At 60.8% G+C, this 26520-nt stretch carries 19 protein-coding genes and 1 pseudogene; 9 read left to right on the top strand and 11 right to left on the bottom strand.

The window, feature by feature from the left end; genetic code table 11:
• Nucleotides 1-15 precede the first annotated feature (15 nt).
• Both AC3WP7_RS12515 and fabF read right to left on the bottom strand, forming a co-directional pair.
• Nucleotides 16-396 carry a RidA family protein gene (locus tag AC3WP7_RS12515; RefSeq protein ID WP_028616142.1) on the bottom strand — a complete coding sequence of 127 codons (381 nt, stop codon included), beginning with the start codon at nt 394-396 and terminating at the stop codon, nt 16-18.
• A 64-nt stretch (nt 397-460) separates the two neighbouring features.
• Nucleotides 461-1729 (bottom strand): beta-ketoacyl-ACP synthase II, encoded by a 1269-nt coding sequence (fabF, locus tag AC3WP7_RS12510; RefSeq protein ID WP_102592002.1) that lies wholly within the window; start codon nt 1727-1729, stop codon nt 461-463.
• 107 nt (nt 1730-1836) lie between these two features.
• On the opposite strand from fabF, the gene AC3WP7_RS12505 reads away from it, so the two are divergent.
• Nucleotides 1837-2325, top strand: coding sequence for a winged helix-turn-helix transcriptional regulator (locus tag AC3WP7_RS12505; protein ID WP_071488326.1), 489 nt, complete (start codon nt 1837-1839; stop codon nt 2323-2325).
• Between the two features lie 114 nt (nt 2326-2439).
• On the top strand, nt 2440-3795 hold the full coding sequence (locus AC3WP7_RS12500) for a methyl-accepting chemotaxis protein (protein ID WP_092243530.1): 1356 nt from the start codon (nt 2440-2442) through the stop codon (nt 3793-3795).
• A 48-nt stretch (nt 3796-3843) separates the two neighbouring features.
• Here AC3WP7_RS12500 and AC3WP7_RS12495 read toward each other — a convergent pair whose 3' ends face one another.
• Entirely contained in the window at nt 3844-5166 is a 1323-nt protein-coding gene (locus AC3WP7_RS12495) for an OprD family porin (protein WP_092243535.1), read from the bottom strand.
• 492 nt (nt 5167-5658) lie between these two features.
• Here AC3WP7_RS12495 and AC3WP7_RS12490 point away from each other — a divergent pair, with 492 nt between their 5' ends.
• On the top strand, nt 5659-8658 hold the full coding sequence (locus AC3WP7_RS12490) for a type III effector HrpK domain-containing protein (RefSeq protein ID WP_102592001.1): 3000 nt from the start codon (nt 5659-5661) through the stop codon (nt 8656-8658).
• Between the two features lie 43 nt (nt 8659-8701).
• Here the strand turns inward: AC3WP7_RS12490 and AC3WP7_RS12485 are convergent, their stop codons facing one another.
• From AC3WP7_RS12485 to AC3WP7_RS12475, 3 genes are all read right to left on the bottom strand, one after another.
• Nucleotides 8702-9571, bottom strand: coding sequence for an isocitrate lyase/PEP mutase family protein (locus AC3WP7_RS12485; protein ID WP_071488322.1), 870 nt, complete (start codon nt 9569-9571; stop codon nt 8702-8704).
• Between the two features lie 182 nt (nt 9572-9753).
• Nucleotides 9754-15192, bottom strand: a complete 5439-nt coding sequence (locus AC3WP7_RS12480) for a WGR domain-containing protein (protein ID WP_102592000.1) — start codon at nt 15190-15192, stop codon at nt 9754-9756.
• Nucleotides 15180-16382 (bottom strand): M48 family metalloprotease, encoded by a 1203-nt coding sequence (locus tag AC3WP7_RS12475; RefSeq protein ID WP_102591999.1) that lies wholly within the window; start codon nt 16380-16382, stop codon nt 15180-15182. The genes AC3WP7_RS12480 and AC3WP7_RS12475 overlap by 13 nt, the downstream gene beginning before the upstream one ends.
• Before the next feature lie 204 nt (nt 16383-16586).
• Here AC3WP7_RS12475 and AC3WP7_RS12470 point away from each other — a divergent pair, with 204 nt between their 5' ends.
• Nucleotides 16587-17201 (top strand): dTMP kinase, encoded by a 615-nt coding sequence (locus AC3WP7_RS12470; RefSeq protein ID WP_093120995.1) that lies wholly within the window; start codon nt 16587-16589, stop codon nt 17199-17201.
• Nucleotides 17202-17308: 107 nt separating this feature from the next.
• On the opposite strand, the gene AC3WP7_RS12465 is transcribed toward AC3WP7_RS12470, so the two are convergent.
• Nucleotides 17309-18058 (bottom strand): SDR family NAD(P)-dependent oxidoreductase, encoded by a 750-nt coding sequence (locus tag AC3WP7_RS12465; RefSeq protein WP_093121001.1) that lies wholly within the window; start codon nt 18056-18058, stop codon nt 17309-17311.
• A 101-nt stretch (nt 18059-18159) separates the two neighbouring features.
• On the opposite strand from AC3WP7_RS12465, the gene AC3WP7_RS12460 reads away from it, so the two are divergent.
• Nucleotides 18160-18519 (top strand): winged helix-turn-helix transcriptional regulator, encoded by a 360-nt coding sequence (locus AC3WP7_RS12460; RefSeq protein WP_092243557.1) that lies wholly within the window; start codon nt 18160-18162, stop codon nt 18517-18519.
• Between the two features lie 60 nt (nt 18520-18579).
• Here the strand turns inward: AC3WP7_RS12460 and AC3WP7_RS12455 are convergent, their stop codons facing one another.
• Together AC3WP7_RS12455 and AC3WP7_RS12450 are read right to left on the bottom strand one after the other, a co-directional pair.
• Nucleotides 18580-19305, bottom strand: coding sequence for a methyl-accepting chemotaxis protein (locus tag AC3WP7_RS12455; protein WP_371917394.1), 726 nt, complete (start codon nt 19303-19305; stop codon nt 18580-18582).
• 132 nt (nt 19306-19437) lie between these two features.
• Nucleotides 19438-20193 (bottom strand): annotated as a pseudogene (locus AC3WP7_RS12450) (MCP four helix bundle domain-containing protein); the annotation flags it as partial.
• A gap of 155 nt (nt 20194-20348) precedes the next feature.
• On the opposite strand from AC3WP7_RS12450, the gene AC3WP7_RS12445 reads away from it, so the two are divergent.
• Both AC3WP7_RS12445 and AC3WP7_RS12440 read left to right on the top strand, forming a co-directional pair.
• Nucleotides 20349-21557 (top strand): multidrug effflux MFS transporter, encoded by a 1209-nt coding sequence (locus tag AC3WP7_RS12445; protein WP_092243563.1) that lies wholly within the window; start codon nt 20349-20351, stop codon nt 21555-21557.
• A 139-nt stretch (nt 21558-21696) separates the two neighbouring features.
• Entirely contained in the window at nt 21697-22554 is an 858-nt protein-coding gene (locus AC3WP7_RS12440; RefSeq protein ID WP_092243566.1) for an SDR family oxidoreductase, read from the top strand.
• A 43-nt stretch (nt 22555-22597) separates the two neighbouring features.
• On the opposite strand, the gene AC3WP7_RS12435 is transcribed toward AC3WP7_RS12440, so the two are convergent.
• Entirely contained in the window at nt 22598-23512 is a 915-nt protein-coding gene (locus AC3WP7_RS12435) for a site-specific integrase (protein WP_093530324.1), read from the bottom strand.
• A 284-nt stretch (nt 23513-23796) separates the two neighbouring features.
• Between AC3WP7_RS12435 and AC3WP7_RS12430 the strand changes: the two genes are divergently transcribed.
• Nucleotides 23797-24294 carry a hypothetical protein gene (locus AC3WP7_RS12430; RefSeq protein ID WP_092243576.1) on the top strand — a complete coding sequence of 166 codons (498 nt, stop codon included), beginning with the start codon at nt 23797-23799 and terminating at the stop codon, nt 24292-24294.
• A gap of 25 nt (nt 24295-24319) precedes the next feature.
• Here AC3WP7_RS12430 and AC3WP7_RS12425 read toward each other — a convergent pair whose 3' ends face one another.
• Entirely contained in the window at nt 24320-25117 is a 798-nt protein-coding gene (locus AC3WP7_RS12425) for a M949_RS01915 family surface polysaccharide biosynthesis protein (protein ID WP_071488310.1), read from the bottom strand.
• A 377-nt stretch (nt 25118-25494) separates the two neighbouring features.
• On the opposite strand from AC3WP7_RS12425, the gene arnC reads away from it, so the two are divergent.
• Nucleotides 25495-26520: an undecaprenyl-phosphate 4-deoxy-4-formamido-L-arabinose transferase gene (arnC, locus tag AC3WP7_RS12420; RefSeq protein ID WP_092243579.1), complete on the top strand. Its 1026-nt coding sequence runs from the start codon at nt 25495-25497 to the stop codon at nt 26518-26520.

Raw genomic sequence — 26520 nt, 5'->3', positions numbered from 1 at the left:
CTGACCGGCACGCACTCAGGCTTGAGCGGCCATCGCCGTGACTTCCACGCGCATGCCGTCTACCGCCAGCGCGGCCACGCCAACCGCTGCGCGCACGGGCCAGGGCTTGGCGAAGAAGCGTTTGTAGACTTCGTTGAAGGCGGCGCGATCGGCCATGTCTGTCAGATAAATGGTCAGGTGCATCACCCGGTCCATGGAGCTGCCGGCCTTTTCCAGGGCAACTTTCAGGGCTTGCAGGGTGCATTCGCTTTGCAGGGTGATGTCGCCCAGTTCCAGGCTGCCATCGGCACGGGTCGGGATCTGGGTGGACACCAGGATGCCGTTGAAGCCGATCACGTCGGAGGAAATCGAATCGGCATCGGGGTCCGGGGTGTAGTGCAGGTCGTGGTTGGCCATGGGCGCCTCTCGTTGGCAGGTTCAGAAAGGCGCCATGGTCCCCGAAAATGACGGCAGGGGCAAACTACGCCCAGCGGCGGAACAGCACGCTGGCATTCACGCCGCCAAACCCGAAGCCATTGGACAGTGCATAGTCAATCGGCATCGGCCGGGCAGCACCGCGCAGCAGGTCGAGGCCCTCGGCGAGGGCGTCGGGGTGTTGCAGGTTGAGGGTGACCGGGGCGATCTGGTCGCGCAGGGCAAGCACGGTGAAGATGGCCTCGATACCGCCCGCAGCCCCCAGCAGATGGCCGGTGGCGGATTTGGTCGAGCTGATCGCAGGGCTGCCGTTCGCACCGAATACCGTCCTGATCGCGGCCAATTCGCCTTTGTCACCCACCGGCGTCGAGGTGGCGTGGGCATTCAAGTACTGCACCTGGTCCGCGTCGATCCCGGCCTGGCGCAGGGCTTGCAGCATCGCCCGGCGTGCACCGTCGCCGTCTTCCGGGCCGGCGGTCATGTGATAGGCATCGGCACTGGTGCCGTAGCCGACCAATTCGGCAATCGGCTGCGCACCTCGGGCCAGGGCGTGCTCCAGTTCCTCGATGACCAGGATGCCGGCGCCTTCGCCCATGACAAAACCGTCCCGCGCCTGGTCGAAAGGCCGCGAAGCCTGCTCCGGGCTGTCATTGAAGTCACTGGACAGCGCCCGCGCCGCCGCGAACCCGGCAAGGCTGACCCGATGGATCGCCGCTTCGGCACCGCCGCATACCGCCACATCCACTTCACCAGCGCGAATCATGCGCGCCGCATCGCCGATGGCCTGTACACCCGCTGCACAGGCCGTCACCGGCGCACCCAGCGGGCCTTTCAAGCCGTAGTTGATCGACACGTGTCCGGCGGCCATGTTGCTCAGGAACGACGGGATGGTGAACGGCGACAACCGCCGTGGGCCTTTGCTGTCGGTGGTGCGTACCGCGTCGGCAATCGCCGGGAAGCCGCCGACACCTGAGGCGATGATGGTCGCGGTGCGCTCCTGCGCTTCAGGCGTGTTCGGCGCCCAGCCGGCCTGCTTCAAGGCTTCGTCCGCCGCCGCCAGGGCGAGCAGGATGAAGCGGTCCATCTTGCGCTGTTCCTTGGCTGCCAGCAGGCGGTCGGGATCAAATCCGGCTTCAGGGTCCTCGAGTACGGTCTGCACCTGGCCACCGATGCTGACGGCCAAATCACCGATCAACGCTTGCGGCAGGCGACGAATACCCGATTGCCCGGCCAACAGGCGTCGCCAGGTAGATTCCACGTCAGCGCCCAACGGCGTCAGTGCGCCCATACCTGTTACAACGATGCGTTTACTCATGATCAATCGACTCCAGTTGCGGTGAAGGAACAGACCTTATGGACGTCACTATCATCATGAAAGTAACATGGCATCACGCACATTGGCACTGACCCACAGGAATCCCCATGCAACGCAAGTCCCTCATCAGCGACGAATGCCCCATCGCCCGCAGCCTTGAGCGGGTAGGGGAGTGGTGGAGCATTTTGATCATGCGCGATGCGTTGCACGGCCTGCGCCGCTTCGATGAGTTCTCGCGCAGCCTGGGCATTGCGCCGAATATGCTCACGCGCCGCCTGAACGCGCTGGTGGAGGCGGGCATGCTGGAGCGCCGTGCCTACAGCGAACGACCGCCGCGCCATGAATATGTGCCGACGGCCAAGGGTGAGGATTTCGGCATGGTGCTGATATCACTGGTTGCCTGGGGCAACCGGCATTACGCCGAGGAGGGCGCCAGTGTCGAGTTGGTGGAGCGTAAAACAGGCAGGCCGGTGCAGCCGACGCTCGCCCGCGCGGATGGGCAGTTGGTGGCGTTTGACCAGTGCGTGTTGCAAGCCGGTCCGGCGGCCAGTGCCGGCATGCGCGAGCGCCTCGCTTTGCTAGGCGCAAAACCCTGATTGCGCAAGTATTTGACGCCAGAAAATAATCCACGCAAGGCCGGTAAAGTCGCGTATTCCACAGCCGATAGCCCTATCAAGACACGGGTTTTTTCGCACGGCTGAGGGTACGTCATGTTCAACACAACACTCAAAACAGAACTGGCGGCCAGGACGGCCGAGGCCACCGAGTACAAAGGACTGATCAGCGCACTGGAACGCTCCATGGCCGTGGTCGAATTCGACCTCAACGGCAACGTGTTGCGGGCCAACGACAACTTCCTCAAGGCCCTGGGCTACAGCGCCAATCAACTGGCCGGCAAGTCCCATCGCGATTTTTGCCTGCCGGCGCTGACCAGCAGCCCGGCCTACAGCCAGTTCTGGAGTGATTTGAAAGCCGGCAAGTTTGTCTCCGGTACGTTCAAGCGCGTGGATGCCAACGGCCGGACCATCTGGCTGGAAGCCAGCTACAACCCGGTGCTGGATGAGCGTGGCCAGGTGTTGAAGGTGGTCAAGTACGCACTGGACGTCACCGCCCAAGTGGAGCAGGACGCGGCCACCCGCAGCAAATTGACGGCCGTGGACCGTGCGATGGCCGTTATCGAGTTCGATTTGAGTGGCCAGGTGCTGGACGCCAACGCGAATTTCCTCAATGTCATGGGCTACTCCCTGGCGGAAATCAAAGGCAAGCACCACCGGTTGTTTTGCGAGCCCGCGCTGGTTACCAGCCATGAGTACGCCGATTTCTGGCGCCGCTTGAATAACGGTGAGTTCTTTACCGGGCAATTCAAGCGCCTTGGCAAGCATGGGCGTGTGGTGTGGCTGGAGGCCAGCTACAACCCGGTGTACGACGGCGACGGCAAACTGATCAAGATCGCCAAGTTTGCCAGCGACATCACCGAGCGCGTAGAGAAGTTCGAGGAAGACTCCCGTGGCGCCTCGCGGGCCTACCATATTTCCTCCGAGACCGAGCGTTTTGCCGAGCACGGCACCCAGGTGATCCAGGAGACCGCCACGGAAATGCGCCGTATCGCCGAGAATATCGGCGCGTCTGCGCGGCTGGTGGGGCAACTGGGCGACCGTTCCGAACAGATCACCGCCATCGTCAACACCATTCGCGGTATCGCCGACCAGACCAACCTGTTGGCGCTCAACGCAGCCATCGAGGCGGCGCGCGCCGGGGACCAGGGGCGTGGCTTTGCGGTGGTGGCCGATGAGGTCCGGCAACTGGCCGGACGCACCAGCCGCTCCACGGCGGAAATCGCCGAGATGATCGGCATGATCCTCTCGGAAACCCGCGACGCAGTCACCAGCATGAACGCGACCCAGGAAGGCGCACAGCGCGGCGTCAACCTGGCCGACCAGGCGGGGTCGGTGATCCTGCAGATTCGCACCAGCACCAGCGATGCGGTGCAGGCGGTGAGCATGTTTGCGTCGAAACTGGATGAGTCGGAAGTCATTCCCAAGACTGCGGTCGGCTGGGTGGGCTAACGCTTTCCAGCGGGAGGAGCGAGCCAGCTCGCTCCTCCAGGGGCGTGTTTAGAGCAGGGTAAACGGATAGTCGACGATCAGCCGCAGCTCGTTCAGGTCACCATCGCGCTGGTCGGCATTCGACGCCACGATCGCATCACGCACGCGCAACGACAGATTCTTCGCCGGACCGCTCTGGATCACGTACTTGGCTTCCAGATCGGTCTCGTGGTGCGCACCATCTGCACCGTAGTCGCCGACATAAGCGCTATGGGCCGGCGTATGGGTGCCATCGATATCCGAGCCGTTGATGTAGCGGCCCATGAAGCTCAATCCCGGCACGCCATAACTGGCCATGTTCAGGTCATAGCGGATCCCCCAGGACTGCTCGCCCGGGCCGTTGAAGTCGTTCCATTGCACCGAGTTCGCCAGGTACACCGAATCGCCGCCTTCGCCTGCGCCGTTGTTGCCGGTGCCGATGTAGTCGAACGGCGTATCACCATGCACCTTCTGGTACGACAGCGTGAGGGTGTGCGCTTGCAGGAACGAATACGCCGCCGCCACCGAGTAGGTGGTGTTGTTGATTGCCCCCGCCTTGGCACTGCCGGTGTCGAGGGTGCGGTACAGGTTGCCGTCCAGCGCCAGGGACTGGTCATGCGCCAACGGGATCACGTAATTGAGATTGGTGTAGTACTGGCGCCAGATATCTTCCAGCTCGCCGGCATACAGCGTCGCGCTCAGGGACGGGCTGAAGGTGTATTTGCCGCCGACGAAGCTGGCGCTGTTGGCGGCGATGTTGGCGTAGGTGGCGTAGATATCGTGGTCATGGTTGCTGGTCATGCCACTGTTGGTGCTGGTGAAATGCCCGGCCTCCAGGTCCAGGCCGGCGATTTCGCTGCTGGTCAGGTCAAACCCGGTGGCGGTCTGGGGCAACAGGCGCGTGCCGCCGGTGGCGAAGACCGGGGCGGTGGGTTGCATGTCGCCAAATTTGAGTTGGGTCTTGGAGACTTTGATCTTTACCGCCGCACCGACTGAGCCGTAGGCGTCTTCGGGATCGCCATGGCGGTCGGTGGGCAGGTTGCCGGTGCCGGCGTCCGCGTGGGTGGCGTCGAGTTTCAGCCCGCCGTAGGCATAGGCGTCGACGCCGAAACCGAGGGTGCCCTGGGTAAAACCCGAGGCGTAGTTGAGCATCGCGCCCTGGGTCCAGTCGATATTATCGGCCCGGCCGCCTTCACGGTTGCGGTTCATGTAGTAGTTGCGCAACAGGCCGGTGACGCTGCTGCCCTCGACAAATCCCTTGGCATCCGCCTGGTCGGTGACCGACTCGGCAAAGGCCATCTGGCTGATACCGGCACACACCGCCAGTGCCAACAGGCTCGACTGTTTAATCATGTTGTGACTTCCCCGGAATAATGAAGGCGCGCGCAGAAACACCGCACTGACTGGATGGTGCATAACGTTGTTTGGGCAGAGGTTTGCAGGTGAGCTGTTACGGTTTTTTATTGTGTCCGGCGTGGTTGCCGAGGTTGATTCTAAGCACAGTCGGCACGGCCTGCAGCGGGCGGGCGGATGAAACTCGATTAATTAAACTTCACGCTGTTTAACCACGTGCGGGTGTACGTTGAACCTGTCTTAGCCGCTCTGCTTCGACAACATCCTTTGGTTGCCGCCGCAGACTCTGCGGCGGTTTTTTCACAACATTTCACAGCCGGGTTTCGGCCCTTCAGCATGGGCACCTCAGCGACCAGAAAGGCATGCAGCACCGGCCCGGTGAGTCAGCCTGTCATCTTTCAGTAACCCTCAAGGTCTTTGCTCTCCTGACTGGCCCGACATGATCGCCCTTGACGATCGTGCCTCGGCCTCCCGTCCTAAAGGAGCACACGCATGTCAGCACCGGTCAGTAAGGCCCCCACGATCAGGAGCGTCACGGGCAAAGACACCAGCGCCGAATGGGGCAACGCGGTTGATCGGGCCAAGGCCAGGGATGCCGGCATCGAGTGGCAGCGGCCCAAGGATGACTCTCGCTCGGCCCAGGACATCATCGATGGCAGCCCACTGCTGAAAAACCTTGGCAACCAGAGCGGGGTGAAGGACAAGTTGCGCGAACGGGTCGGCGATTTCGAGCACGATGCGGACGCGGCCTACCGCGCCAATCAGGTGCTGGAGCATGTCGAGCGCTTCGACGAAAACGGCTCACGCCTGGCCGGCAATGCCATCGACAACGGCCGCGTCGATGGTTTCACCAAAGGCGGTGACGCCAGGCACGGCACCGAGGCCGGACGCCTGCAAGACTTCGGCAAATATGGTTGGGAGAACCTCAAGGGTGAACGGCAACAGGTGGACGCTGTGGGCCAGGACGGCCAGCGCCGTGAGGCCGCAGAAAAGGTCGGCATCGTCTGGGAACTGCCCGAGGGTGACACGCGCTCGGCCCAGGACATCATCAATGACAACCCATTGCTGAAAAACCTTGGCAACCAGAGTGGGGTGAAAGATGCATTGAAGGAGCAGGTCGGCGATTTCGACAAGGACCCGAACGCGGCCTTCCGTGCCAGCCAGGTGCTCGACCGGGTGGTGGGTTTTGACGAGAAAGGTAACGCGCTGACGGGCAAGGACGTGGCCAACGGCAGTATCGACGGTTTTACCAAGAGCGGCGAAGCGCGCCATGGCACCGAAGCGGGGCGCCTGCAGGACTTCGGCAAGTACGGTTTCGAGGGATTGGCCAAGCCCTCGGCCAATGACCAGATCGGTAGCTATAAGGATTTTCTCGACACCCATCCGGATGCCGACGCGGGCTCCAGGCAGATCGCTCAATACGGCGCAATCCTGGATGCCAAGTACGATTCGATCCGTGGCAAGACCGGCGGCGAGAGTGCCGTCACCGAACAGAACATCCAGGACTACCTCAAGCAAAATCCGCAGTTGAGCAAGGAAGAGAAAGAGGCCCTCAACTTCTTTGCCCAGCCCGGCGCCTTCCGCAAGCTCGATACGGCCGGCAACAGTATCGGCGACAAGCCCGACGGCAGGGTCAGCCGCAGCGACGTGCAAGCCTGGCTGAAGACCGCCGCCCCCACCGATGCCCAGAGCCTGGCCAGCCTGATCAGCGACGTGGCCACCGGCACTGTCACCGGCCAGGTCGACACCCGCAAGCTCGACAAGGACATCTTCGAACATCCGGAAAACTACACGGCCGAACAAAAGGCTGCGGTGCTGCTGGAACTGCAGGAAGCGCAGAAACTGGTGGTCGACGGCGCCAACGCCGGGGTCTGGAACAGCGATTATGGCAAGGTCTCCATCGCCAACCGCTCCGGCGCGATCTGGGAGCCGCAAAAGCTGCTGCAGGACATCAACGACCACATGGCCATCTTGCAGGGCGACAAACCCACCGCCGAGTACATCAGGAACGCAGGCGACCAGGCGGTGAAGACATTGTTTGAAGACAATCCCGGCCTGAAGGATGCGGTCACCAAGACCTACGAGGATCAGGTGAAGTCGGGCAAGGCACTGGACATCGCGTGGGACGCCAACACCAAGGACGGCAAGACCGACCAGCACACAGCGCTGGCCGGTTTCTACGCCACCGCCACCAGCCTGCAGTCGATGCTTGGCATTGACGATGCCAAGGCGATCCAGGGCGCGGTCGCCAAATCCTCGCATAACGAAGCATTCAAGACCTTCTACAAGGACCAGTTGGCCAGTGGCGACCGCCTGCGCGAGTTGCTAAAGGACAACACGCCGGAGCAGGCCGCTTCGGAGTTCAGCCTGGAAGTGGCGCTCTATAACGCCGCGCTTGATCCGACCTTCACGGCCCAGTATGACCAACAGCTCAATGACAATTTCTCCAGCATCGCCCAGCAGAACCTGTTCAAGGGGGCTGGCTTCGACGACATCAAGGCCGCATTCGGCAAGGACGGCGGCGCGGAGCTGGACGAAGACAAGGTCCGCAAGCTGGTCGACCAGATGCGCCAGGAAAGCCCCGAACTGCTGCTGAACCAGGACGGGACCGTGGCCACCACCGACCAGGTCCTGGCGGGCTTTCGTGGTAACTGGGACATGCTCCGCCAGGGCACCAAGGCCCTGGACAAATTGGGCAAGCTGTCGGACTTCGACCCCAACGGCGGCGCCAAGGGCGCCTACGGCAGCGGTGTGCTGCACGGGGTGAGCGGGCTGTTCCTGGCGGGTGTGACCATTGCGCGCGGGGCGCAGAGCGGTGGAAAGTTGACCACGCGCAACATCGTCGACATCACCACCGGTTCCGTGCAGACCACCACCGTGCTGATCGAGGGCGGCACCAAGGGCTACCAGGAACACCTCGCCAAGTCGATCAAGAACGGTGAGCAGACCCTCAAGGATATGAAGGACGGCAAGGTCATGCTCGACCTGCTTGATGAGGTCAAGGACAACGTCAAGGACGGCAAGCACGCCAAGGTCGTGGCGAAGAACTTCGAGGAAGCCGCCAAAGGTATCGGCGGCCTGGCCGGTATCGTCGCCGGGGCTTATGGCATTTTTGATGGCGTCAACGCGCTGCGTCGTGGTGACAAGCTGAGCGGTGGCTTCGGTATTACCGCAGGCTCGCTGGGTGTACTGGCCGGCAGCGCCTCGGCCGCGGAGGGCGGCCTTGGCTTGCTCGGGGCGAACCTGCCGCGCTTTCTCCCGGGCCTGGCGGCCACGGCGGGCGTGCTGGGCTTCCTGGCGGCTGGCGTGGCGGTACTGGCGGCCATCGTGCCCGGGCTGGTCAAGGAAGGACAGGCACAGGCCAAGTCGGACAAGTTCGGCGAGATATTGGGGGATTCAATCGAGCGTTATGGCATCGATGGGGTCAAGGGCGGGACCATTGCGGATATTCCCACCAAGGATTGGCCAGGCGGGGAGCAGTGGACATCGTGAGAACGGGAGGAGGGGGGGAGCCCCCCTCGCTCCGAGGTTGTCTTTACTCTTTGACGTCCATGAACTCTTCCGCCCAGGCCACGTAACTTTCCGGCAACGTGTAGGTATGCGTCAGCTCGGTGGCACTGAGGTTATCGGTGCTATGCGTCAACTGGCGCTGGGCACGCAGGCTGTCATACGTCGCCTTGATCGCGGCAAAGTAAGCCCCGTGGCCGGCCACCACCACCCGCACGCCGAGGCTGGCCAGACGCTGGGCGTCATTCAGCTTAGGGTTGCCGTAGGTCACCAGCATCAGCGGCACCGTCAGGTTTTCCGCGATCTTCTCCAGGTGTTCGAAATCGGCCACACCCACCATGCAAATCCCGTCGGCCCCGGCTTTCTGGTAGGCCTGGGTGCGCTCGATAACGGCTTCGGTCGGCAACACACCGGCGTTGGTCCGGGCAATGATCGACAATTCGGGATCGACACGTGCTTCCAGCGCCGCGCGGACCTTGCCGATGCCTTCTTCAATGGAGATCAGATCGGTGGACTTGCGCCCGAACTGTGCCGGCAGCAACGTATCTTCAATGGTCAACGCCGCCACACCGGCCCGCTCGAGTTCTTCGACGGTACGCATCACATTCAGGGCGTTACCGTAGCCGTGGTCGGCGTCGGCAATGAACGGCAACTGGGCAACGCGGCCGATGCGGGTGGCTTGCTCAACGAACTCACTCAGGGTGATCAACGCAAAATCGGGTGCGGCCAATACCTGCAACGAAGCAACGGAGCCACCGAGGATGCCGACTTCGAAACCCAGGTCGGCGGCGATACGCGCCGACATCGGGTCAAAGACGGAAGCGGTTTCAACGCAGGTTGGGTTGGCGAGCAATTCACGGAAGTTGCGGCGCAGGGCTGAGTGAGAAATCTTGGGCATGGGCTTTCCTGGTTCTGGTCATCGTCTTGTGACGATCAATGTCTATTCGTGGTGGGGCGAGATTAACATGCGGGCGAGGGGGAGATGATGACGTTTCAGCATTAGGGCAGGGGCTGGTGCATGGAGCGTGGGTTTACGGTTTGGGGGTGGACAGGCGCCCGGGGTGGGCGCCGTCCTTTCATTCATGCCTGTTCTTGATAGCCTTTACGCAGTTTCTCCGCGATCAGTTTCTCTGCTTCACGCAACGCGCGTTCGGGACTCTCCAGGGATTTGATCAGGGTCTGGCCCTTGGTGCCGATGCGGCCGAAACTCACCACCACCTCGGCGTCGGTGACACCAATACGCCAGAACTTATTGGAGTTACCTTCGCCATAGATGAACTCGCGCATCGACAGCGCCGCTTCAGGGGTTGCCGGTGGCTCGGTTTCAATCTCGCCGGTTTCCACGGTCAGTTCCGGCGCTGGCAGTGCAGGCGCTTCTTCACCCCGAAGCAGCGCTTCGATGCGCTTGAGTACGTCCTCCGGGTCGCGCAGCCAGTCATGGCTGAGCACGTCGATGATCTTCCAGCCGAAGCTGCGCAATACCGTCGGGCGGAAGATATAACGCTCACGCACGTCAGTCGCGGCTGCCGTGTCGCTGTCAAGCAGCACCCCCAGACTGAAGTATTCACCGCTGGCGTCGCTGATCGCCAGGTCACAGCGGAACTGTGAACGCCCGACATACTCCTGCACCGAATGCCCGCGTTGGCGCAACGCGACGGCGAGGGCGCTGCGCAGCGTGTCCCTGGGCAGGCTGACGGCAAAGGACTGCTTGGCGCCTGGGTTGAGGTTGGCCAGGATGCCCTGGGAGCGTGGCGCATCGCCGCTGGCACTGGCCTGGGCGAATTGCAGGAACGCGCGCAATGCGGCAGCGCCATCGTTGTGGGTATTGGTGATGGCCTCGGACTCAATGCTGGAGACAATCGCCATGCGCTTGCGCGCACGACTGAAGATCACGTTAAGGCGTTTTTCCCCGCCGCGCTGGTTGATCGGGCCGAAGTTCATCAGCATCTTGCCGTTCGGTCCCGGCGCGTAACATATGCTCAGGATGATCACATCGCGTTCATCACCTTGTACGTTCTCCAGGTTCTTGACGAACAGGCCATTGAACTGCCCGGCATCTTCACGCACGTACTCGCGCTCAAGGCGTGTGGCAAAGGCCGAATCATTGCTGGCCAGGTCTTCCAGGGCCTGCTCGATGGCGCCTTGCTGGGCCTCGGAAAAGGCCACGATGCCCAGGCTCAGGCCAGTCTCGCGTTGCAGCAGTTCACGCACCAGATTGGCGATGTAGCGGGCTTCGGCCAGGTTGCTACGGCTGAGGTAGACGCCATCGCTCATCTTCAAGAAGCTGATCGGGCTGTCGAGCAGCGTGTCGGCGCCCTGGATCACGGCCTGGGCGTCGCTGGAGTCCACAGCGGCGTGGGCCGGGGCAGGGCGCTCGATACGCCGGTCGGGAATGGTGATCAGGCGCCCTTCGTAGAACGCTGCGTTGGAGAAACTGATCAGCGCTTCGTGGCGACTGCGGTAGTGCCAGGCCAGCAGGGTGGCTGGCAAGTTGCGTGCGGCCTGGCTCAGCAGGCTGTCCGCATCGAGGTTGATTGAGATCTGTTCCCCGTCCTCCATGGCAATCAGGTCATTATCGTCCTGGTCACCGGCACTGGAGAAGAAGTTGGTGGGTGGCAACTGCATCTCGTCGCCTACCACAATCACCTGCTGCGCACGGCTCAGGGCGGGCACGGCTTCTTCGCTGGGGATCTGGCTGGCCTCGTCGAAAATCACCACGTCAAACAGGTCCGGGGTCAACGGCAGGGTATCGGACACCGACAGCGGGCTCATCAGCCAGATGGGCTTGAGATCGTTGATCACTCGACCACTGTCACCACTGGCCATTTCGCGGATGGAACGATAACGCATAGTCTTGCCCAGCTCATGTTCCAGTTCGCGGCGCCCTTTGGCATAGGCTTTCTTGAACTCACGGGCCGGTGCGTCCAGCTGTGTCACCGACATCGCCGATTGCTTCACATGCTCCAGAAAACGCTGGTGCAGGGTAGCGCTGAGCACATGAGCGTTGTTCTTGAGCAGGCTGCTTTCGGCCTGGCTGACCTGGCGCGCAGCCAGGCTCAAGGCCGGGCCATCGAAGCGGGCCATCTGCGGATTGGCACGGTACAGGCGGGTCAGGTTTTCCTGGGCAATCAACCCGTCCAGCACGGGTTGTGGCAAAGCATACTGTTGCACGACCGCCAGGCAGACGGGATCGGCCTGGTGTAGCTCGTTGAGCAGGGGCAGGGTGTCGGGCAGTTCGTCGAGCTCTTCACGCAGGTCGCGCAGGTACTCGGCCAGCTCGGCCAGGCTTGGCTCCTGGTCGAATACGCAATGCTGGGCAACCAGCTCGGCCAGGCGCGCGATGGGTTGGCGCAGGCTGGCTTCCTGGCGCACACCGGGCAAGCTGCTCGGATTGCCCTGCAGGCCTTCGACCCACTTGCGCAACAACGGTGATGCGCTCAGTTGCTGCAGCAGGGCGTGCAGATTGTGCACGAACAGGTCGATATCCTGGATGCCGTAGCGACCTTGCAGGCGTTGCTGCTCGGCGTGCAGCTCGGCGGTGGCGCGGTGTTCACCGGCCAGGTTGTCGAGCACGCCGCGCAGGCTGGGGCGAATCGCGTGCTGACTGAAGTCGTAGCGGCGTTGAAGTTCGCTACGCAGGCGCCACCAACCGGGTTGCAACCAGCGCAGCAGTGAGCCTTCCTGGCGCTGTACCTGCTCCAGGGCCGCCTGGGTATCCTGGGGCTCAAGTTTCACGCGCCAGTGGCGGGTGGTTTCACGGGCGTTGTGTTGCTGCACGGCCAGTGCCTGCAAGGCGGCCTGTTCGGCGTGCAGCGTTTGGGAACTCGTTGAGCCAGGTTCCAGCAGGTCGAGGTGCGCCGCCAGGTTGGCGCCGGTCAGTTGCTCGGCAGCTTGAGTCAGCACGCACGCATCCGTCAGGCGCTTGTCACCGGACAGCAGGCTGGAGGATGACTCCAGGAACGACTCGACGCTGTCCATCAGCCCACTGGCTTGCTCCAGAAACGCCTTGAGCTGGCCGTAGGCATGCTCGTGGGTGACCAGGCTTGAGGCCAGGTGGCTGAAGGGGTGACGCGCAAAACTGTCGAGGCCGAAGCGTTCCTTGATGGTCTGATACAACCGGCCGGTCAGCTCGTGTTGTGCCTGCCAGTGCCGCCATTCGGGCAAGCGCTCCAGCGCTTCGGGCGGCAGCTGTGCAGCAACGGGTGGCAGCTCGATCAAATGACGGACCAACTCACGCGCCGAGCAGGCCAAGGACTCAGGCACCCCGGCCATCGCCTGTTCAAAGCGCTCTATCAGGCCCAGTTGTTGGCTCAAGGAGGCCAGTGTGGCGTCGCGACGCGCTTGCAACTGCACCGATTGGGCGTCGCCGGCGATCCAGCGCTCATAACACTCGCGCAGGTTGCCCACGAACGCTTTTTTGTCCGTCTGGGAGTCGTGAATCAGGCAGCACAATTCGCCCAGTTCACTCTGTTGCAGGCGATGGAACACCACGTCCAGCGCTGCGCGCTTTTCGCACACAAACAATACGCGCAGGCCGCGTGCGGCATAGTCCGCGATCAGGTTGGTGATGGTCTGGGATTTGCCGGTGCCCGGTGGCCCCTGAATGATGAAGTGACGCCCGGTCCGGGCCAGGCTGACCGCAGCGTTCTGCGTCGCGTCACCGGCCACCACGTTCCACTGGTCGGGCAGCGGGATCGGGTCTGGAGTCTGGACTTCGACGTCTCGCGGCTCAATCGAGAACATCCGGTCAAACGCTTCGTTTTGCGCGGGCTCATCGATCAGCTGTGCGTAGTCACGCACCAGCGACATCTTTCGATAGTTGAAGTTGGCCAGGGTCACCTGGGTCAGGTCGATGTCCCAGGCGTAGCGGTGCCCCTGATTCTCGGGCATGGCGAAGGTGCTGTTTTCGGTGCTGCTGGCGACCATCTGCGGATGCTGGTTGCGCAGCAAGGGTTTGGCGCCGACGGCCAGGCGCAACGGTAACTCGCTGGGCAGCACCTTTTGCTGGAACAATTGCAGGCCCAGCGGGCGGTAGTCTTCGCGGTCGTAGCTGAAATCCGGCCTGGCCAAGGGCATCGTCGAGCGCTGGCGGGCGCGACGGCGTTGGAAGTGGTGCAGATGCTGCACGGCCTTCTGGTGGATCAGTTCGATTTGCGGTTTGCTTTGCAGGCGCAACTCGACGCCAGGCTCGGTCAGTTTGATCTGGCGCGCAATGTCGGCGTGGATTTCCTCCAGGGACGTCTTTTGCAGGTCGACGGTTTCCGGCAACTGGATGTCGTAGAGCTGGCGCAATTGATGCCGCAGTACCGGATTGAACTCAGCCTCGGTCTCATCGCACTGCAACATGAACTGGTCGCGCACGCCCTTTTTGCGACTCAGTTCCACCGGCAGCCAGAGCAGGGGAGTGACGATGCGTTCTTCCGGCGTGTCCTTGAGGTTGTGCCAGCGCATGAAGGCCACGACCAGGCGCAGGTTGCTGAAGCCGAACTCGGCGCGGTCGCGGCGGGTTTCCTGGATGATGCGTTCCAGCGACGCCTGCAACCAGGTCTGGTCTTCAAACCGCAACCATTGCTGCAGGCCAACCGGTTTGCCGCTCAACACCTGCTCGGAGAAGCCACCGAAGGTAGGCTGCCAGGTGCACAAGGCTTCGGGGCGGATACTTTCGACACGCATCACCAAGGGCACGCTGGCCACGGTCAAGTTGACGTTGGCTTGCGTCGGCCGGAAGTACAGCAGGCGATTGCGCCGCGAAAGATCAAACAAGCGATTACGCAGATGCTCCAGTACTACGGTGCGCCGTGAAGCCGGGCCTTCGGCCTGGGCCAATATACGCTCGACATCCAGGCTGGCCGGCTGTTCGCGCCAGGATTCCAGGCGTCGCACCAGTGAGCCGACATCGGTGGCGCGCTCATGGCGGTTCAGCTCGGTCATTTCAACGATCAGATTGGCCAGTACCGGGTTGAGCCGGCCGTTGAGCTGGAACAGGTTACGGCGGTGCCGGGCAAAAGCCTTGAGGTCGTTGATATCGGCGAAATCCAACCCGCACGCCAGGCAGGCCAGCAACTGGCCGAGCTGGAAAATATCGGTGATCTCGTCGTGGTGCCCGAGGCGATGCTCCCAACTGTGCAGGTCGGTGAGGAACACCGGGTGGTCAATGGCCTGATGCGGATCTTCCTGGACTTGCAAGTCGGTCACGGCCACGCCACTTTCCGAATCCCGGGTCAGGCGGACCTTGCCGACGATATTCAGTGCCGACTCTGGATTAGGCTGCACCTGCTTGATCGCTTCCAGCGCCAGCAGTGGCGGGACGCCCTCCGGATTGCGCAATTGCAGCGTGCGTTCCGGCCCTTGCAGCACATCGAGATAACTGAGTTGGGCGACACGTCCCAGTTCATGCAATTGCGCAACCTGGCGCAGTAACGGCAGCGCCAGGAACAGCACATCGTCGATGGGGACGGCGACGCCATCGTGGGTCTGCAGCAATTGCGTGAAATTGATGGGTTGGGTTATCGGTTCCATGTGTCGACCTCCGCTTTGAGCGCGCGAACGATCGGGTCGAGCTCACGTTTGGGGAATTTGATATCGCGCTTGAGCACGTTGATGAAGTCGTCGGTACTGCCGAGCTTCTTGGCTGTGCGCGCCGCGTGCAACAAGGCCTCATCCCGCAGGTCGCGGTCCACCAGGCTCAGGTCGAGCATGATGAAGTGCAGGTATTCGTGGATGCTTGCGTCGACGCGCTCGGCATTCAGCGTGCCCAGGTCCAGCGTGGTTTCGTTGTCTTTCCAGTCGGGAAAGAATCCACGTACCTGATTGAGCACCACCTCCGATTGCAGCACGGAGGTGTCGATGAAGCTGGCGATAAAGCTGCGGGTGAGGGCGGTCAGCTCGACTTGGCCGGTCACATCCAAGCGATAGAGCGACAACGGCCCGCGCAACCGGCCGTGCAGCCAGTTGTCGGTCTCCGGCACCTGCCGCCACCAGCTGTCCACCGCCTGGGAGCGCAGAAACGTCTCCGGGTGAGAAACGCCTTGGGACAACGGTGCATCCTTGCCATCCAGCTCCTGGGCCTGCTTCAGGTAACTGGCGGCATCGACGCTGACGATCCCGGTGTGAATCTTGACCAGCGAAGTAATCGACGCTTCCGGCCCGCCGGCCACCAGGGCTGCGCCTCGGTCGGCATAGATTTCGGTGTGCAGGCTATATAAACGCGCGGTCTGTTCCAGGCTCGGAGGCGTATTCATATCAGCCATGGCGTGCTTGAGAATCCGCTCGGCGGTGAGATAGTCGCCACCGTGCTCAGACCATAAGCGGTAGTGGGCCAGCTCATGTCCCAACAGCGCCAGTAACTCCTGAGCGTCGAGCCGTTCAAGAATCGGTCCGTAGAACACCACATGCACTTCACCGGCCAGGTAATACAGGCTGGCATTCATCGCGCCGTCGCCAGCCTGGTAAAGGGTCGCAGGCGCCTGGATCTGCAAGCATTGCAGCGCCGTCTCACAGGCCTGATAGGCCTGCGGGTGGGTCTCGGGGCTCAGGCGATAGGTGTCCCGCAGCAACTGCGCGCGCACATCCTGGGCGTGCTCCTGCTGAACCCCTAGAGACGAAGCCCACTCCCACACGACGGGTTCGTGGGTCTTCAGGTAATCGACCACACGCTGGTGGTAAGGCAAGGGTGTCAGGCTGCTGATATCCAGCGCAGGGGTACTCATCTTTCAAACGTCCTTGAGAGGATACGGCTCCATAGACTGCGACTGTGCAGCAGAGACTTGGGCGGGCATCCCGGTATCAGTAATCGGCAATAGACGCGGAGCATACCTAGGGGGTAGGAAAATTACTTGTGAAAGTGCTTGGATGCCTGGCCAGCTGCAAATGCAGTTAGAGTGGTGATCATTATCTTGATCGCTGTGTGAAAAATGAATGCTCCGCTTTTTGTTTCTCTGGACGGCCCCAAAGGCACCGGCAAAACCACGCTGCTGGAGGCCGTAACGGCAGCTCTTAGGGCGGACAACAAGAAAGTCATCCGGCTTTGCGAGCGAAAAAGCGATCCCTATAGAGGGGAAACCATGGCCCTGGTGAACGAACTTGCCAGAAATCCTTCACGGGATCTGGAATGGGCTGTGTGCGAGCGCTTTGCCGACAGTCGCAGTTGGATATCCCGGAATGTCCTGACTCGGCAGCCGTTGGGCAGCATCATATTGATTGATCGCTGGTATCCGTCTGAGGCTGCGTTTCGACACACGATTCCGTTTGCAGAGATTCTGCGGTTGAACCTGGAGCGAAGCGTGCGAGTGCCGGATCTGCATGTCGGTGTTATCACCGCGCCGGGTATTTCATGGGCGAGAGCAACGGCACGATCACGAGGATTGGGCGGCACTGTGATTCAGAAGTATGCAGAGCATGTTGCATGCACAGAGATGTTCGAACGGGCGGTTGTGGGTCAGGGCTGGGTGTTGTGTCGTAATGAAGGTGCGATTGAAGAGGCAGTGAAGCAGGTGGTTGCTGAGATCCATAAAGTAGCTGAGCGATAAGCCTAGAGTAATACATGATTTAACATAATATACATTATGCGTAATATCGTATTGCGCAATCAGAGGCAGTGCCCGTCAGATTTCAACGGGCAAAACCCCTGTCATGCTTAAACCTGAGCAAAGCCTCCATCGACAAACATTTCACTGCCCGTCATGAAGCTGCTCTCATCCGATGCCAGGAACAACGCGGCGGCTGCCACTTCTTCAGGTTGACCAATGCGGCCCAGTGGAACCTGTGCCGTCATGTCGTCGATAATCGCTTCCTTCTGGCCCGTGCCTGACAACGCCGAGTCCAGACCTGGTGTCGAGATCGGGCCTGGCGACAGTACGTTCACACGAATGCCGGTGCCTTTGAGATCCAGCGCCCAGCTCCTGGCGAAATTGCGCAGCGCCGCTTTGGTGGCGCTGTACACGCTGAACGCCGCGGTGCCCATCGTTCCGGTGGTCGATCCGGTCAGGATCACGGAACCGCCGGCCTTCATGAGTGGCAAGGCTTTTTGCACGGTGAACAGCGTGCCTTTGACGTTGATGCCGAACGTGCGGTCGAATGATTCCTCGGTGATCGAGCCGATCGGTTGGAAATCCCCCAGGCCTGCATTGGCAAACAGTATGTCAACCCGGCCCTTGGCAGCTTTGACCTGGGTGAACACACGGTCCAGGTCGTCCAGCTTGGCAATGTCGGCCTGGATGGCGATGGCTTCAGGCCCGATCAGCGTCAGCGCCTTGTCCAGTTCTGACTGTCGACGACCTACAATCACCACCTGTGCGCCTTCAGCTGCAAAGCGAATCGCGGTTGCCAGGCCGATGCCGCTGTTGCCGCCGGTAACCACTGCGATTTTCCCGTTGAGCTTGCTCATGATGACTCCAAGAAAGAATGTTGAGGCGCAACTCTAGATCCGCTCTATTCTTTTGAATAGTATGCACCTTTTAGTAAGTACCCTTGGGAGACACCTCAATAATGGCAAATAAGTCATTCAACTGCGGACTTGAGGCTGCCCTGGCGGTGATTGGCGGCAAATGGAAGCCGCTGGTGCTGTTCAACCTGGCGCAGAATGTTCATCGATATGGAGAATTAAGACGCGCGATTGGCGGTGTGACCGATAAGGTGCTGATCCAGCAACTCAAGGAATTGGAGCGCGATGAGATCATTTTTCGCGTGGATTTCCAGGAAATACCGCCCAAAGTCGAGTATTCCCTGACACCGTTCGGGGAGTCCCTGGCGTCGGCGTTGGGTGGATTGTGCCAATGGGGTACGCAGCATATGCAAACGGTAGAGCGCATCGCAGCACGGCGGACGTCTGCCCTCTCCCATTCCTGAGCCCCCTGCCCTGATTGCCAACTCAACTAAATGACTATTTAGTTGAGTTAAATCAATAGGTTACAAATGAAACCGATCAACTGACTGCGAAAGCTTACCGGCCAGGCCGGACAACTCATCCGTTGTCGACGCCGTTTGGCCAATGACGCGACTGTTGTTTTCCGACATGCCCGCAATCATCTCCACCTGGTGCGCAATTTCGTTGCTGGCCAGGCTCTGTTCACCAATGGTGCGGGAGATATCGTTGACCATTTCCGTGGTGTTCAAGGTGGCTTGCAGAATCTCGCGAATCGCCCGCTCCACCTCGGCGGTCACCGCCATGCCCTTATCCACCTGAGCCACGCCCTCCTCCATGCTGGTCACCGCTTCGCGCGTGCTCTGCTGGATACGCTGGACCATGCTGGCGATTTCCAGGGTGGAAGCACTGGTGCGGCCGGCCAGACTGCGAACTTCATCGGCGACCACTGCGAACCCCCGCCCCTGTTCACCGGCGCGGGCGGCCTCGATCGCGGCATTCAGGGCCAGCAGGTTGGTCTGGTCGGCGATCCCCTTGATCACTTGGATAATGCTGAAAATTGCCTCGGACTCCTTGTCCAGCGTACGAATCACCTGGGCCGACTGCTGCGCGGAGCGGGCAATGCCGCCCATGTCGTTGACCACCTGATGAATCACTCGCCCACCGTCCTTGGCCAAGGTCTCGGCCTGGTTGGCCATGTCCAATGCGCGCCCGGCATGCCGAGTGATTTCCTCGATACTGGCGGTCATTTCACTCGCCGCCGCGGCCATGGTGCTGGCCGCCGCACTCTGTTGCTGGCTGCTGCCGGCCACTTCATGGCAGCCGTGGCTCAGTTGCTCGCTCATGCCACTGACGCCGTGGGCGTTGCTGCGCACCACTTCGATCATGCCGCGCAAGTCCCGTTGCATGGTGGCGAGGCTGCGAATCAAGGCGCTGGCTTCATCTTTGCGCCGGGGTTCGACAATCGCTTCGCTCAAGTTGCCCCGCGCAATGCTGGCGGCAATGCGGCTGGCGGCTTGCAATGGCGCCATGATGCTGAGCATCACCCAGCGCCCCTGGGCCAACAGCAGTAAAAGGCTGGCGATCAACACTGCGCCCAGGGTGAAATTGGCGTTGCTGATGGTCTGCCGTGTGCCGACACTTGTCTGCTGGGTGTTGGTCTCGATCAGTTCGCTCAGCGCGGCCATTTGATCTTCAAGCTGGGTGAAAGCGGCATTGAACGTGCCCAGTTCCGCGCGAGCGGCTTCGGGACTGTCCAGCGCCAGGGCGACGATGCGCTCACCGGTGGCGATGTAGTTGTCCAGGCTCGGTTTGATTTTTTCCAGGTTGGCCTTGAGCGCAGCGTCCAGCGGAAGCGCGAGGTTATCCGACAGTACCTGGCGAAAGTGTTCGGCGTGTTCCTTGAGCGAAGCGTTGACCTCGGCCGGTGTGCTGGTGCTTTTGCCCAGGCCCACCAGCATCGCCGACAGCACATCGGCGCGCAGGGCGTCGTGCATCATGTCGGCTTCCATGTGGTTGCGCAGCACCGTCATGCTGACCTCGCTGTCCTGTACGGCATCGCCCATCCGTGAATTGCCCAGGTAACCGGTAAGGCTCATGATCAAAGCAGTGAGCAAGCCAGTCGCTATCAACAACATCAAGCGTAGTTTGATCGTCATGCAAAAATCCCCTTGCCTGGTCATCCGGTTGGGAGCCCAACCGCAGACGCCCCGCTTCTGATGTTATCGGCCACCGTCCCTGGTTATTGAAGCCTAAGTTTGCGGATCTGCGTGGATCCCTTAAGCTGACCGCCCTTTTCCGTGCGGAACCGCTCATGTCTCGACGTATCGCCCACCTCGCCCTGCTACTGGGGTTGATCACCGCCGTCGGCCCTTTCGCCATCGACATCTACCTGCCCGCACTGCCGACCCTCGGCGCGAGCCTGCATGCCTCGCCGGCGCGGGTGCAGATGAGCCTGACGGTGTTCTTCGTGATCGTCGGCGTATGCCAGTTGTTCTACGGGCCGGTCAGCGATGTATTCGGGCGCAAACCGCCGATCTATGCCGGCCTGGTGATTTTTGCCGTGGCCAGTGTCGGATGCGCCTTGGCGCCGACGATCGAAACCCTGATTGCCTTTCGCGCCCTGCAGGCTTTCGGCGCATGCGCCGGCATGGTGATTCCCCGGGCCATCGTGCGTGACCTGTACACGGGGCATGAGGCCGCGAAGTTGATGTCCTTGCTGATGCTGGTGATGAGCGTCTCGCCGATTCTCGCGCCATTGGCCGGCAGCCTGGTGATTTCGCTGTGGAGCTGGCGCGAAGTATTCGCCGTGCTGGCGGTGCTCGCGCTGGCGTGTCTGGTAATGACCATCGTGCAACTGCCCGAAACCCACCCTGCCGAACGCCGGTTGGGCAAGACCCTGGGCAGTGCCTTCAGCAGTTATGGCGCGTTGTTGCGTGACCCGGTATTCATCGGCCTGTCGGTGGTGTGCGGCTTTGGCCTGGCGACCTTCTTCGTGTTTATCGGCAGCGCGCCGTTCGTGTACATCGAGCATTACGGCCTCACACCCACGCAGTTCAGCCTGGCCTTTGCGTTGAATGCCGCGTCGTTTTTCGCCATGAGCCAACTCACTGCGCGCCTCAGTGCGCGCTTTGGCCTGGCGCCGTTGATTCTTTGGTCGGTAGCGGCTGTGGCTGCAGTGATGGCTGTCCTGGCCGTCACTACGCTGTGGGTCGACAGCCTGGCCCTGACCATGGCCTCGCTGTTTATCGGCTTCGGCTTTCTCGGCCTGCTGCTGCCGGCCGCCGGGGTATTGTCCCTGGAGGATCATGGTGCCGTGGCCGGTTCTGCCTCGGCCTTGCTCGGTGCGATCCAGATGATCATCGGGGCCCTGTCCATGACCCTGATCGGGGTGTTCGCCGATCACACGCCGGCGCCGATGCTGATCGGGATTGCGCTGTGCGCCATAGCGGCGATGTTCACCACGGTGTGGACACTGCGGCGCCTGCCGGCTCACCTGGCGAGCGCCCCACCCTCGTCCTGAGGGCGGCCCATGCACTTGAGGTTGGCGTTGCCTGGGGCCAACGCCAACCACTCGTCGGCCCTCGGCGGCATCCGTTACAACTATCAACCGGCCGGCAACTACTAATCCCATAGCCACGTTGGAAACTATGGAGATTGACATGACTGATTACCCTCGCCCTCCCTTCGCCCCCCAAGCGCAGACAGTACCTGGTTCGCAGAAGAAAATGGACCCGTACCCGGATTGCGGTGAACAGAGCTACAAGGGCTCCGGACGGTTGGCCAACAAGATCGCTCTGATCACGGGGGCCGACAGCGGCATTGGGCGCGCCGTCGCCATCGCGTTTGCCCGTGAAGGCGCCGATGTGGCCATCGCTTATCTGGATGAGCACGAGGACGCCAGGGAAACTGCGCGTTGGGTCGAGGAAGCCGGTCGCCAATGCCTGCTGCTGCCCGGCGATATCGCTCAGAAAAGCGTGTGCCACGAACTGGTCGATAAAACGGTCGAGCAATTCGGTCGTATCGACGTGCTGGTCAATAACGCAGCGTTCCAGATGAGCCACGAGACTCTTGAAGAAATCTCGGACGAGGAATGGGTCAAGACCTTCGATATCAACATCACTGCAATGTTTCGCCTGTGCAAGGCAGCGGTGCCGCATATGAAGGCTGGCAGTTCGATCATCAACACCACGTCCGTCAACTCAGACATGCCCAAGCCGACGTTGATGCCGTATGCGGCCACCAAGGGTGCGATTGCCAATTTCACCGGTGGCTTGGCGCAGTTGCTCGGCAGCAAGGGTATACGCGTCAACAGCGTAGCCCCGGGCCCGATCTGGACGCCGTTGATCGTGGCGACCATGACCGATGAAGACGTGCAGAGCTTCGGCAGCGAAACCCCGCTGGGCCGCCCTGGCCAACCGGTGGAAGTCGCGCCGATCTATGTGTTGTTGGCCTCGGACGAAGCCAGCTACATCTCCGGATCGCGCTACGCGGTCACTGGCGGCAAACCTATTCTCTAAAACTGCATCGCCCCCCCTGAGGGGGGGGCTGCAATCGTCAACCCTACAGGTCAAACCGGTCCACCGCCCGCCGTCGCTCATTGTCGTCACGCACGTCATAGCTGGCGGTGGTCTGGATATTGGTATGGTGTGCGAGCTTTTGCGCGATCGACAGGTCATGCTCCTCGATCACCCGGGTAATGAACGAGCGACGGAAGTCATGGGGCATGATCTTCACGCCCACCTGGTCGCCGCGCTGGCGGGCGATGTAGTAAATGGCATGTTTGGTGATGCGCTCGCGGGTGATGTGGCTGCCACGGCGGATACGGTTGAACAGGAAACTGTCATCCTGCTCGCCCTCCTTGAGCTGTTCGCGCCGAAACGCCAGCCACGCCTGCAATTTGGCGAACGCCCAGTCCGGCGCGTACTTGATCAACTCCTTGTTGCCCTTGCCGATCACCCGCAGGCTGCGCTCTTCGAAGTTGATCTGGGCCAGGTCGAGGTTGACCGATTCCGACTTGCGCATGCCGGAGCCGTAGAGAATACCGATCACTGCGGCGTCTCGCAGGCCCTGGGGCCGTGGGTCGGCGGCGCAGACTTCCATCATTTCGCGGATCAGGCTGCGCCGCAGGTTGCGGCCCTGGCCCAGGCGCGTGCCGGGTGCAGCCTTGACCGTGCGCATGCGCAACAGGTGCTCCTGGCTGATCAGGTTCAGGCGCCACGCCTCATTCATCACCCCGCGCACCGCGTTCACATACAACGAGGAGGTATTCGGCGCATAACCGTCTTCGCGCAAGGCGGCGACCAGGGCAATGACGTGTTCGGGCTGCAGCAAGTGCCAGTCGATGTCTTCGAGGTTGATGTCCTCGAAGCCCAGGCGATCGGCCGCATCTTGCAGCACGTAGCGCATGGTCAATTGGCTGGAGGGGGCCAAGCGGGTGAGGTAGAGGGTCAGTGGGTTGCGGATAGACTCAGTCAAGCTAGATCAGCCTTTGGTTTAAATACACCATTTAACTGATTGTTAAATCGACATATTTACGATTGAACAGAGCAAAGAAGTCTAGCCCATGAGTGCCGCTGGTACAAAGTACTGAAACGTACCGCGAGGCGGTGCGTCAACGCGTCAGGTACGCGCCGTATTGTCCTATGGAGCGATAAGCCTAATCACTACCGGTCGAAGCATTTTCCTATGCTGCTTTGTAGGCGCCTTGCTTTATTTTCAGCTTTTCATCCCTGCTCATTCACTCAGACAAAGGTTACTTTATGCCTATTGACACTCCTACCTCGCGTTATGCGAACCCTAATCCCTGGGCTGTCAAGCACTCATCCATTGCTCCAGACAGCCAGCCCCCTGCGTACAACACAACACTGTATGCCCCCTCGTATTTTGCGACGGTGGAAAACAAAGCCAAGGTTGATATCTCCCGGGATGACTTCAACCAGATCAATAAGCAGGTCAATGCTCTCGATAGAAAAATCGAAAAGATAGAGCGATTTTCAACCCGATATCCAGCCGCTATAACAGGCAAAGACACTCAAACATTGCGCCAGACAATGCTCAACCTGCGCAATCATGTAGCGACTGGGAACGGCAAAAGCAATGAAATGCAGGCATTGGCCCAAACGGTCAACAATCAAACGACAGCCATTGCACTGAAAGCGTTACAGGGCGTGCAGAAGAATGAACATGGCACGCCGGCTTTCGCTCAGAATCTGCAATTGCTTTCAGATGTCGAAAATATGCAGCAAAAAAAATACTGATGGTTTTACCTTGAGGCCTTGGCAGCTAGTCGGGCTCAACCGGGCCGTCCTCGGTTTGCGGTTGGCTCCAAGTCTCATCCTGTTTCTGCATCAACGCAAACCATTGGGTGCGCATGAAATCCAAGTACGGAGCGGGCGCCTTGGCAAAGTCCTTCTCATCGCCATAACACCCCGGCAACGGCAACTCGGTGCCCTGCTCCTTGTACTGGCTGACCAGCGCCTGCTGAGCGGCCACGCTGCAGTCCTTGGGCAGCGGCATGCCGCGCAGGGCGCCGGCCTCTTCGTCCCACCAGGCCGCACCGACGCGGTCGACCCCACGCAGGCGGTACTTCTGCGACTTGCCGACGTGCATGATCAACTTGAATTCGTTGGGGCTGACATCACTGGTGCAGGTGCGCGAATAGCCCACGGTGGCCTGGGTGATGCCGTCGCCAGTGAGGTCGGTGACTTTGGTTGCAGCCCGGTCAAAGCGCAGGGACGCATCGAATTCGCAGTGCTGCACATCGTCGTAGAGCATCCACACGCGCTTGGGGCGGTTGCCGTCGATCAGGTACTGGGCCGCATACACGAATGCCGACTGGGTGCCGTCGTCATCGCGCTCGCTGACTTGTTCGGCGAGCACCAGCAGGTTCTTGCCTTGTTTATCGTCCCAGGTATACGCGGCGATCTGCTTGCCGCGCACTTCCACGCCGTCCGGCACCTGGTCGATGCTGGTCAGCGCCACCCCATCATCGGCGCATACGGTGGTGATGCACGCGACGCTCATCAACAACCCCATCAACACTGGCCGCAATTGGCCGCGTAAAAGCTGCACGCTATTCATCCGTTCACCCTGGCAAGAGACGGCTTACTTTACCGGCACTTGGCGGGCATTGCAGAGAATATTCTTTACTGATCACCGGATTGAATAACATCGCGTCGCGCTCGCCCGGACGCCTTGCCTGGCACCTCGTCCACTTAGCTGAACCCTAGCTGTCTACCTGTCAAATAAACGAGTTTTTCATCTGCCTTTCATATCTGTTCCACATTTTTACGCTTAATCTTGGATACAGCACTTCATAGCAAACCGCGCTATATCGTCTAACCTCTTGATTACGTTCTATCTTCAGTGCCGCTTTCCAACCTGCATTCTGGACGTTTGCCTAATGATTACTGCTGTTTCCACGCTCCAAGTTGCTCTAACCCCGAGGTCATGAATCTTTGAAACCCTACCCTATTCATTGCGTGTCGATCGTTATCCCGGTCTACAACGAACAAGAGAGCCTGCCTGAATTGCTGCGCCGTACCACCGCAGCCTGCAAGCAACTGGCCTACGAATACGAAATCATCCTGGTGGATGACGGTAGCCGCGACAATTCGGCCCAACTGCTGGAAGACGCCGCCTCGGAAGACGGCAGCAACGTGGTCGCGGTAATTCTCAACCGTAACTACGGCCAGCATGCGGCGATCATGGCCGGTTTCGAGCAATGCCGAGGCGAAGTGGTGATCACCCTCGACGCCGACCTGCAAAACCCGCCCGAAGAAATCCCGCGCCTGGTCGAGCAAGCGGCCCTGGGCTACGACGTGGTTGCCACCGTGCGCAACAATCGCCAGGACTCGGCCTTCCGCCGCTGGCCATCGCGCCTGATCAACCTGGCCGTGCAGCGCTCCACCGGCGTTGCCATGAGCGACTACGGCTGCATGCTGCGCGCCTACCGCCGCACCATTGTCGACGCGATGCTCGCCTGCCGTGAGCGCAGCACCTTCATCCCGATCCTGGCCAACGGCTTTGCCCGGCACACCACGGAAATCCTGGTGCACCACGCCGAGCGGGAACACGGCGAATCCAAATACAGCGCCATGCGCCTGATCAGCCTGATGTTCGACTTGCTGACCTGCATGACCACTACCCCACTGCGACTGCTGTCCATCGTCGGCTTCAGCCTGGCGGCGCTGGGTGTGCTGTTTGCCTTCGCATTGATCATCCTGCGCCTGGCCTTTGGCGCCGACTGGGCTGGCGACGGTTTGTTCGTGCTGTTCGCGGTGTTGTTCGTGTTCACCGGCGGCCAGTTCATCGGCATGGGCCTCTTGGGTGAATACCTGGGCCGCATGTACAGCGACGTGCGCGCCCGTCCACGCTTCTTTATCGAAAAGGTGCTGCGCAACCAACCGGCAGCACCGGCTCCCGTGGTCGTCGTGGACGGCCTGGTGTCCTCCCATACTTCTACTTCTGCTGATCAGGTCTAA

It is taken from the genome of Pseudomonas sp. FW305-3-2-15-C-LB1, from assembly GCF_058787615.1.
The sequence above is the reverse complement of the archived record's forward strand: the minus strand, read 5'-3'. Positions and strand labels throughout refer to the sequence as shown.